This window comes from Kitasatospora sp. NPDC048286 (assembly GCF_043201735.1).
In the GTDB taxonomy this organism is placed as follows: domain Bacteria; phylum Actinomycetota; class Actinomycetes; order Streptomycetales; family Streptomycetaceae; genus Kitasatospora.
In genome coordinates this window covers 147,372-157,558 of sequence record NZ_JBICZE010000019.1, presented here as the reverse complement: position 1 = coordinate 157,558, position 10,187 = coordinate 147,372, and the positions used below count along the sequence as shown (strand labels likewise).

The following is a 10,187-nucleotide window of genomic DNA, read 5'->3' as shown; positions in this document are numbered from 1 at the left end:
TCGGCCCGGTTTTCCGGACGTCGGACCATCAGGGCTTACGGGCATCCATACGAGGCCGGTTCATCGGTCACCGGCGCTTCGGGAAGTGTTCACCTGGGTGAACTTCCGGCTCGTTCCGGGACGTCACCCCGTATCGGCCGTGCGCGAAGGTCGCGCGGACCGCATAGCCTCACGCCGAGGAGCGGACCGCATAGCCTCACGCCGAGGAGCGGACCGCATAGCCTCACGCCGAGGAAACGCCAATGCTCCGCCCGTCGGACTCCATGCCGGCACCCCTCGCCGCCGTACCGCGTCGGACCCCGCGGGAGTGCACCGAGCCCTGCGGTTGCTGCCACCCCGGCGACACCGACCTCATCCGCACCCCTGGCGTCGACGGCCTCGGCGTCGGCGCCGTCCGTGCGTCCGCGTACTGTGGTGCCGACGGAGGGGAGGGGCGCCGTTGCGCAGGGTGCCGCCGGAGATGTTCCGGTTCACGACGGGGGACAAGGCCGAACTCTACGGTGCGATCCTCAGGGCCTTCGGCGCGGCCAACGAGCGGTTGGAGACCGCGCTCGGGCTGGATGACGTCCGCGCCCGTCTGCGGACGGTCGGATGGCTCGACGAGATCCACGACGACGACCTGCGGGAGGCGCTGCGAAGGCTCAGGGAGTGGCAGCTGCTGGATGTCGTCCAGAACCACGCGGAGAACTACCGCACCGCCGAGGAGTACGAGCGCCGTAACCTCCAGTACTCGCTGACCCGGCGCGGCGAGGCCGCGTTCGCGGGGGTCGAGCACGCCCTCGCGGTGCTCGCGTCGACGGGTGCGCTCCAGACCGCGGTGCTGGAGGCGATCACGGACCGGCTCGACGAGCTGTACGTCCTGCTGGGGGACTCCGCCTCCTCGGACCGTCGGGTCTTCACCACGCTCCAGGAGCTGGAGGGCCACCTGGAGGCGCTCCTGTCCAACACCAAGGCGTTCAACGGAGAGTTGCAGCGCCTGCTGCGCGCCGAGGGTGCGGACCTGGCGACCTTCCGGGAGGTGAAGGCCGCGACGGTGGCCTATCTCCAGGAGTTCCTCGTCAACCTCGACCAGCGGGGACAGACGGTCGCCTCCGCCGTGGAGCGGGTCGAGCAGCGCGGGGTGAGCCTGCTGTACGAGCGGGCGCTGCGGGGCGCCGAGCTGCCGCCGGTCGCCGACGGCGATCCCGCGCCGGCCTGGTTGGAGCGGCGCCGGGCGCGCTGGGAGGGGCTCCAAGCCTGGTTCCGGCCCGCGGACGGGTCACGACCCCGTGTGGAACAGCTGCACGACGTGGCGCGGCGGGCGATCGTGACGCTCCTCCAGGTCCTCGACCGGATCACCGAGTCACGGCGTCGCTCCTCCAGCGCGGTCCAGGACTTCCGGGAACTGGCCCGCTGGTTCGCCGCGGCGCCCACCGACGACGACCTGCACCGTCTGTGGTCGGCCGCCTTCGGTCTCGGCCCGGCCCGCCACGCCCATCTCGCCCACCCCGACCCGGAGTTGGTTCCCTCGTCGGGCACCTGGGCCGAGGCCCCGCCGGTGGAGGTGTCCGCCCTGCTGCGCACCAGCGGCCGCACCGAGCGGTTCACGCGTACCGGCAGGGTGCGCGACATCGGCGGGATCAAAGCGGCCCGGGCCGAGCGGGCCCGGAAGGAGCGTGCCGAACTCGAAGCCGCCTGGGACGTTCTGGGCACCGACGGCTCTGTGCGGCTCTCCGACTTCGGCATGCTGGACCACGCCGTCTTCGAGCGACTGCTCGACCTCCTCGGCAGGGCCCTGGCCGTACGACCGGACGCCGGCGGGGCTCGCCGGGCGGTCACCTCGGACGGCCGGGTCGAGGTGGTGCTCCGGCCGCTGCCCGACGGCGGACGGGCCGTCCTGCGGACGCCGCAGGGGAGGCTGGAGGGACCGGACCACCTGGTGGAGATCCGCAGCCGGGGCGCCTCGCGGGCGATCATCCGCGAGGAGGGCGCATGAGCGGGCGGAGCGCGATCACCATCAGGACGGGCACAATCGCGATCACCATCAGGACGAGCACATGAGCACCCTTGCCAATCAGCTGGTCCTCGCCGAGCGGCAGGACGTCGCCCGTGGCATCAGACTGCTCCTCGGCCGGCCGCTGATCACCGAGCGCGGCGACCCGCCCGCCTTCGAGCTGATCCGCCGCCGACAGGATCCGTTGACGAAGTGGTTCGACTACCACTGCGGCTGGCAGCTCGTGGTGGAGCCGCGCCTGGGGTACTCGCGCCTGTTCAAGATCCGGACCGTCCCCGACAGCTCACGCCCCGCCCGCAGGCTGCGGTCCGGAAAGGCGCCGTTCGACCGCCGCCGCTACACCCTGCTGTGCGTCGTCGCGGCCGAGCTGCTCCCGGTCCCGGTGACGACGGTCGGCCTGATCGCCGACCGCGTCGTCCAGGCCTGTGCCACCGACGAGGCGCTGCCGCCCTTCGACACGGCGAGCAAGCCCGAGCGCATGGCCTTCGTGGACGTCCTCAAACTGCTGGAGTCCTACGGGGCTCTCCTCACCGTGGACGGCGTCACGGACAGCTTCGTCGACTCGGCGGAGGCCAAGGTCCTCTACCGGGTGGACGCCACCGTGCTGATGCGCCTGCTCGCCGCGCCCGTCGGGCCGTCCCGGCTGGCCGTACCGGCGGAGGACGTACCGCTGCGCTTCGAGGAACTGGTCGAGGGCACCGTACGCGAGAGCCGGTACGGTGGTGCCGACGCCTCCGACGCACAGCGCAACCTCAGGCTGCGGCACTCGGTGCTGCGCCGCCTCTTCGACGATCCCGTCCTCCACCACGACGAGCTCCGCGCCGACGAACTGGCCTACCTCACCTCCCCGACAGGGCGCCAGATCGTCCGGCGCGCCGCCGAGCAGGGCGGATTCGTGCTGGAGGAACGGGCCGACGGCCTGCTGCTCGTCGACCCGGACGGGATCGCCACCGACAGCCGCTTCCCGGACGACTCCGCGACGGCCCGTGTCGCCGCCCTGCTCCTGCTGGAACCGCTGACGGCGGCTCCGGGCGGGCTGACGCCGGAACAGCTCACCGGAGAGGCGAACGAACTCCTGCGGCGCTTCCCCCAGTGGGCGAGGAGCTACCAGTCGGAGGACGGCGCCCAGCGCCTCACCGCCGACGCCGTCCGCGTCCTCACCGACTTCGGCCTGGCCCGCCGGATCGGCGACCGCACCGTTCCCCGGCCCGCGGCGTTCCGGTACCGGACCACGATGGCCGACGGCCCCGCAACATGACCAGCGAGGACTCCCGATGACCGTGACACGACTCCCGCAGCCCTCCACGTTCCGGACGCCGGGGGCAGCAGCGCGGTGGCAGCCCTCCAGGGCCGGCATCCTCAACGTCTGGCGCTACTACGACGAGACCTTCACCTTCCACGAGGGCCGGCTGCTCCTGCGGGGGCAGAACGGCACCGGCAAGTCCAAGGCGCTGGAGGTGCTGCTGCCGTTCCTGCTCGACGCCAGCCTGCGCCCCAACAGGCTGTCCACCTTCGGCGGCTCCGAACGCACCATGCACTGGAACCTGATGGGCGAGGGCACCTCGGGCAAGACCCGGGTCGGATACGTGTGGCTGGAGTTCGTCCACGACGACGGCGATCCCGTCTGGTTCACCTGCGGCGCCAGGCTCCAGGCCAGCGTGCACACCACCGGTGTCACCGCCGACTACTTCACCACCGGCGGCCGGATCGACAGCCCAGGCGGTCTCTCCCTGGTCAACGACGCCGGACAGCCACTCACCCGCGCAGCCCTGGCCGAAGTCCTGCAAGGCCGGGGCGAGCTGCACGGATCGTCGACCGACTACCGCAACACCGTCCGGAGCACGCTCTTTCCCGGATTGAGCGAGCAGCGCTACGACGCCCTGATCACCGCCCTGCTCCAGCTCCGCACCCCCAAGCTCTCCGAGCGCCTGGACCCGTCGCTGCTGTCCTCCCTGCTCTCCCGGGCCCTGCCCCCGCTCGGTCAGGGCGAGATCACCGAACTGGCCGAGGGCTTCGAACGCCTCGACCGGCAGCGCGAACACCTGAAGACCCTGGACGACGAAGTGGCCGCGGCCACCGCCGTCGCGAACCAGCAACGCGGCTACGCCCAGCGCGTCCTGCGCGCCGGGGCGGCGGCGCTCATCTCCGCGACGACCGAGATGGACAACCTCACCCGCATCGCCCGGGAGAGCGAGGTCGCGCACGCCGAAGCCCTGCGCGAGCGCGAGGCGAGCACTCGTACGAAGGACGAGCTCGGACACCGGGCTCAGGAGATCGACGGCGCCATCGAGGGGCTGCTCGACTCCGAGGTCTACCGGCAGGGACAGGAACTCGACCAGCTCCGCCGCAGGGCCGACCACGCCGCCGGGACCGCAGCCCGTCTGCGCGCCGGCGCCGACCGGAAGATCCACGCGGCCACCGAGGAGGCCGAGCGGGCCGCCGAGGCGCGGCTGCGCTCCGAGCAGCGGGCCGAGCACACCCGCGTCGCCAGGGAGGACACCCGGGGCGCGGCGCGGCGTGCGGCCATGGAGTCCCTCTGCACCGAGATGCAGACGACGCTCGACACCGCACCGGGTCCGGCCGGGGACGCGGAGGAGCAGCGGCGCGTCGCCCGCCGCCTGCTGCGCGGTGCGGTCACTTCGCGGCACGGCCAGATCGCCCAGGTCCGGGCCGCCCTCGAACGCCACGAACGTCGCGTCGCGGACCGGACGACGGCGGAGCGCCACCTCGACACGGCGCGCGAGCGACTGGCCGAGGCGACCACGCGGCGCGACGGCAACGCCCGCGCCTACGAGACCGCCGTCGATGCCCACACCGACCGGCTGCGCCAGTGGGCGACGGCCGATTGCTCCGAACTGCACATCGACGACGTCGAGGAACTCGCCTCCCGGGCCGCCGCCGAGACGGACGTCCTCACGCTGGTCGAGGCCGCGGCCCGTGCGGCGGAGAGCGCCATCACCGCCGAGGAGACGACCGTCCGCGCCGGCCTGGAGGACGCCCGCGCCCGGCGTGACCGGGTCGCCGCGGAGCTGGAGGACACGGCGGCGGCGACCGATCTCCCGCCGGTCCCACCGCACACCCGCACGGCCGACCGGTCGGTCCTGCCGGGAGCGCCGCTGTGGCGACTGGTGGCGTTCCGGCCGGACGTGCCGCTCGAAGACCAGGCCGGTATCGAAGCTGCCCTGGAAGCGGCCGGCCTGCTGGACGCCTGGATGACCCCCGACGGCGGCACCGCCGTCGTCGGTCACGACACCCTGGCCGACCCCGCATCGGCCGTGCCCGCACCGGGCTCCTCGCTGCTCGACGTCCTGGCTCCCGAACCCGACGGCCCGGTGCCGGTCGTCCGGGTGCAGCGGCTGCTCGCCGGCATCGCCTACGGCCCCACACTCCCCGCGGGCCACCCCGCCGCCGTGGCGGCCGACGGAAGCTGGCGGCTGGCGACGGCGATGGGCTCCTGGACGAAGGAGGAATCCCACCACATCGGAGCCGCGGCCAGGGAACGCGCCAGGCAGCGGCGAATCGCTGCCCTCACCTCCGAACTGGCCGAGGCCGGCACCACCGTCACCGGATTCGAGGTGCGGCTGCGCGCCCTCGCCGACCGCCGGCAGCGCCTCGGCGCCGACCTCCGGTCCCGGCCGCACCATCGGGACGTGGACCAGGTCAAGCGCGCCTGGGAGCGGTCCGAGTCCGAGGTGGGCGCCCGTGAGGACGCCGTGCGCGAGGCCGTCGAGCGGCTCGCCCAGCAGGAGGACGCGGTCGCGACCGCGCTGCGCGCCCTCGCCCTCGCATCTGCCGAGCACGCCCTGCCGACCGAACGCACCGCCCTGGACGCGACCGCCACGGCCGTCGACGGGCTGCGCGAACAGGCCGACGTCTGGCTGGACGCCCACCTCGTCTGGGTGGCCGCCCGGCACTCCTGGGACACCGCCCGCAGCCACGCCGAGGCCTCCGCGGACGCCGCCGCGGAGAGCGTGGCCGAAGCCGAGGAGGCCGAGGCGTCCGCCCGAGGGCTGCGATCCGCGCTCCGGGCCGTCGAGAGCACCGTCGGCGAGGACTACCGCCAGGTGGCCGCCCGGATGAGCGACCTGCGAAAGTCGCTCGACCGGACCCGCCGCGAGATCGACACCAGTACCCGGGCGCTCATCATGCTGGAAGGCCGGATCGGCTCACTGAGCGCCACCATGGCCCAGGACGCGGGCCGGCGTGACGACGCCGTGGCGGCCCGCAACGAGGCCGCCCGGGGCTTCCGGCGCCTCTGCGTCCTCGGATTCCCCGAGGACGCGGGCCTCGGCCTCGCCCTCACCTCCGAGGACGGCACCCGCGCCACCCTCGAAGCGGCCCGCGAGACGGCTGCCGCCTGGCCCAACCTGCCGCACGGCACCAGGAACCTCGGCGACTCCCTGAACCGTCTCTCCGAAGCCGTCCACCGCGCCCGCCAGAGCCTCAGCAGCCGTGCCGACCTCGAACTCGAAGCCGAGGACGACATCCACGTCCTCACCGCCACCGTCGACGGCATCCGGGCCGGCGCGGCCGGCCTCCTCTCCATCCTCACCGGAGACCGTGACCGCAGCCAGGACGACATCACCGCCGCCGAACGCGGTCTCTTCGACCGGACCCTCACCGGCGACACCCGCCGCCACCTCGCCTCCCGCATCCGCCAGGCCGGTGAACTCGTCGAGCGGATGAACGGCCACCTCGAACGGGTCCGCACCGCCTCACGGGTGGCCGTCCGCCTGGTGTGGCAGATCCACCCCGACCTGCCCGCCGGCACCCGAACGGCCCGGGAACTGCTCCTCAAGGACCCGACCCGGATCACCGAAGCCGACCGCGAGGCCCTGCACGCCTTCTTCCGGGGCCGCATCGAGGAGGCCAAGACCCGTAACACGGCCGCCACTTGGGAGGAGCAGCTCGCCGAAGTCCTCGACTACACGGCCTGGCACCAGTTCGTCGTCAAGCTGGACCGCGCCAACGGCTCCGGGTGGCAGCTGCTCACCAAGAAGCTCCACGGCGCGCTCTCGGGCGGCGAGAAGGCCATCGCCCTCCATCTTCCGCTGTTCGCCGCTGTGGCCGCCCACTACGAGGCGGTGCCGGGTTCCCCGAGACTGATCCTGCTCGACGAGGTGTTCGTCGGCGTCGACACCGTCAACCGGGGGCAGGTCTTCGCCCTCCTCGCGGCGCTCGACCTCGACCTGGTGCTCACCTCGGACCACGAGTGGTGCACCTACCGGGAGCTCTCCGGCATCGCCGTCCACCAGCTGATCACCGGAGGCGACGGCGACGATGCCGTCACCAGCGCCCGCTTCACCTGGACGGGCACCGACCTGCTGCCCGACGAAGCCGACACGGACGAACCGGCATGACGGACCGCCATCCCCTCGACCTTCCCGGGCTCCGCCCCTTCTGGTCGGCCGTCCACGAGCGCCTGTCGACCGGCCGCCCCGTCAGCCGTGTGCGGTCCGGGCCACTCGACGACGCCGGCCGGGAGGCCCTGGCCGACCTCCTCGGGCTCGACCGGCTCCCCGGCGTCGAACCGACGATTCCCCTCGCCGGACTGGAGAGCGCCGTGGTGGACGCCTGCGGTCGAACGGTCCGGGAGGTGGTGACCGCGATCCTCGGCCCGATCCCCGACCGGGCCGCCGAGCGCGAGCGCAAGGCCGGTCAACGCGACGCCCTGTGGGGGTGGTTGGCCGGCCACCAGGTGGTCTGCGCCCAGCCCGTTCTCATGGACTGGGTCGGCCACCTGCGGACCAACGGCCTCGTCGACGGCTCACCCGGCCGAACCCGGAGCCTGCTGACCGCCGCGCTGACCGTCCTCGCCGCGCTCCCGGCCGACGGCGAGCCACTGCCGGTCATCGCCGCCCGCCACCTCGACGGCGACGCCCACGCCCTCGACGACGGCACCCGGCTTTCCGGCCTCGTCCTGCGCGCCCTGGCGGCGCTGTACGGCACTGACGTACCGGACAGCGCCGAGGCCCGGCGTGCGCTCTGGAGCCGGGCCGGCGTGGCCGACGACCAGCTCTCCGCCACCGTGCTCGCCGTCGGTCTGCGCCTCGACGGCGACGGCCCGGTCGCCAGGGTCTCCCGCGTCTGCGCCGAAGCCGGTCACCCCGTCAGCCTCACCCTCGCCCAGCTCCGCTCACCCGGCGAACTCGCCGTACCCGCCGGGCCGGTGCACATCACCGAGAACCCCAGCGTGCTCGCCCTGGCCCTGCGCCGCTTCGGCCCCCACTGCCCGCCGCTGGTCTGCACCTCCGGCTGGCCCAACACCGCCGTCATCCACCTGCTGCGCCGACTCGGCGGCGACGGCGCCTCCCTCCACTACCACGGCGACTTCGACGGCGAGGGCATCCGGATCGCCGCCCACGTCATGGCCAAGACCGGAGCCGTACCCTGGCGCATGACAACCGGGGACTACCGGTCTGCCGCAGCCCTGGTCCGCCCGGGCCCCGACCCCGGGCGCCTCACGCCCGCGCCGTGGGACCCGGCACTCGTCGAGGCGATGGCCGAGTTGCGCACAGCCGTGGTCGAGGAAGTGATCGCCGACGCACTGCTGGACGACCTGGCAACGGGAACGCGATGACACCCTGATCGACGGGCCGAAGCCAGTCGAACGTACTGTCATGCGACGGCCGCGCCCAACCGCGGTCCTCCCGGAGGATCGGGTCCATGCCCGCGTACCATCACGAACCACCGACGCAGCACCCGTCGACGGACCAGGCCGGTGACGGTCTCACGCGGGCTGGTGCCGCTTCACGGGTGTACCTGTACCTGTTCCAGTTCCCCGGCGCCGGGCTCCGCGCGCTGGGCGGCCGGGCGCTCGCGCGTCGGCGCCTGCGGATCGCGCAGCGGCCGGCACCGCTTGTCCGCGCTCCTGGGCGAGACGGGAACATGGAGCTGGGACGCCATGGGTGTCGTCGACGTGGTCGTTGTCGTGGCCGCCGCCGTTCTGGACTGGCGGGATCGTGGGATCACCGGATGTGACGTTCGTGAGTGATGGGGCCGGTGCGGCCGAACGCCCTCGTGCCGGGGTCCGTCAGCCGCCCGTGGCCGCGTGCTTGGCCAGTTCCAGGAGTGCCTCCAGGTCGTGGGCGGCCTCGGCCGCGCAGGCTTCCCCGAAGTCGTCGGCCCGCCCTCCTCGCGCAGGCATTGATGGCCGACCGCAGAGGTGACCAGGACCTGGCGGAATCCCTCTACCGCGAGGCGACCCGGGCCGCGTACCCAGGACCGCCCTGCAGGCCGCCTTCCACCTCGGGGGCCTCCTCCAGGGCCGTGGGAACCTGGAGGAGGCCCGGGCGCATTTCGCAGCCGCGTCCCGGTCCGGTGACCGCCGTCCGAGAAAGACGTCATGCGACGCCTCAAGCGACTTGTCGCCACTGGCGGGTGGTACAGGTTTCCTTGTCGGGCCCTCGGTGAGCGGCCTCGTGTTCGTTGCTGGATAAACTATGGCAATGGCGTCGTTCGATTCTTCAGTGCAGCGGGTCGAGGACGTTCTGCATGCCCGGATCGTGTCCGGGCGGTATGCCTCGGGGATGAAGTTTCCGGCCGAGCGCGAGTTGGCCGCGGAGTTGGGCGTCAGCCGTATGACGCTGCGCCAGGCCGTCGAGTCGCTGCAGTTCCGGGGCCTGGTGAAGCGGCGTCCCGGCCGGGCCGGGGGGACCTTCGTCTCCGCCGGTGCCCCGGTCCTTGAGCTCGCGTCCATGGTGGGCCTGGTCCAGCAGCTGGCTGCGGAAGGGATCGAGGTCGCCTCGACGGTCCTCGCCGCGGAGAGCGTGGCGGCGTCGCCCGAGGTGGCGGCGGGGCTCGGGCTGGCGGCCGGGGATGAGGTGCACCACCTGCGGCGGCTTCGGTTCGCGGATGGGGAAGCCGTCGCGATCGAGGGCGCCTGGTATCCGGCGGCGCTCCTGCCGGGGTTCCCGCTCGGGCGGATCACGGGTTCGGTGTACGCGGTGCTCGGCGAGTACCGCTCGACACCGGTACGGAAGGTCGAGGAACTGCTTCCGGCCGTCGTGTCGGCGGAGGAGCGGGAACTCCTGGGTGTGGGCGCCCGGAGTCCGGTGCTTCGGCTCATGCGCACCTCCTACCGGGAGGACGGCCGGGCGATCGAGTACGCGCACGACGTCTATCGGGCGGATGCGCTGCGCGTGCGTGTGACCACCGGAAGCGGGTTGGGGTTGTAGGGCCTGTCCGGGCGGGC

At 73.0% G+C, this 10,187-nt stretch carries 5 protein-coding genes; all 5 read left to right on the top strand.

The window, feature by feature from the left end:
• The first annotated feature begins 460 nt into the window (after window positions 1–460).
• Window positions 461–1,975, top strand: a complete 1,515-nt coding sequence (locus tag ACGF13_RS34905; RefSeq protein WP_392883158.1) for a TIGR02677 family protein — start codon at window positions 461–463, stop codon at window positions 1,973–1,975.
• Between the two features lie 61 nt (window positions 1,976–2,036).
• On the top strand, window positions 2,037–3,251 hold the full coding sequence (locus ACGF13_RS34900; protein ID WP_392883157.1) for a TIGR02678 family protein: 1,215 nt from the start codon (window positions 2,037–2,039) through the stop codon (window positions 3,249–3,251).
• A gap of 16 nt (window positions 3,252–3,267) precedes the next feature.
• Complete coding sequence (locus ACGF13_RS34895; RefSeq protein ID WP_392883156.1) at window positions 3,268–7,353, top strand: TIGR02680 family protein; 4,086 nt, start codon at window positions 3,268–3,270, stop codon at window positions 7,351–7,353.
• A complete protein-coding gene (locus ACGF13_RS34890) occupies window positions 7,350–8,573 on the top strand; it encodes a TIGR02679 family protein (RefSeq protein ID WP_392883155.1) in 1,224 nt (407 codons plus the stop codon). Before ACGF13_RS34895 ends, ACGF13_RS34890 begins: the two co-directional genes overlap by 4 nt.
• Window positions 8,574–9,441: 868 nt before the next feature.
• Window positions 9,442–10,170 carry a GntR family transcriptional regulator gene (locus ACGF13_RS34885; RefSeq protein ID WP_392883153.1) on the top strand — a complete coding sequence of 243 codons (729 nt, stop codon included), beginning with the start codon at window positions 9,442–9,444 and terminating at the stop codon, window positions 10,168–10,170.
• Window positions 10,171–10,187 lie beyond the last annotated feature (17 nt).

What these genes read in the sequence shown, in the direction of transcription:
- ACGF13_RS34905 (WP_392883158.1), top strand. Translation starts at nt 461, where the DNA reads ATGTTCCGGTTCACGACGGGGGACAAGGCCGAACTCTACGGTGCGATC.
- ACGF13_RS34900 (WP_392883157.1), top strand. Translation starts at nt 2,037, where the DNA reads ATGAGCACCCTTGCCAATCAGCTGGTCCTCGCCGAGCGGCAGGACGTC.
- ACGF13_RS34895 (WP_392883156.1), top strand. Translation starts at nt 3,268, where the DNA reads ATGACCGTGACACGACTCCCGCAGCCCTCCACGTTCCGGACGCCGGGG.
- ACGF13_RS34890 (WP_392883155.1), top strand. Translation starts at nt 7,350, where the DNA reads ATGACGGACCGCCATCCCCTCGACCTTCCCGGGCTCCGCCCCTTCTGG.
- ACGF13_RS34885 (WP_392883153.1), top strand. Translation starts at nt 9,442, where the DNA reads ATGGCGTCGTTCGATTCTTCAGTGCAGCGGGTCGAGGACGTTCTGCAT.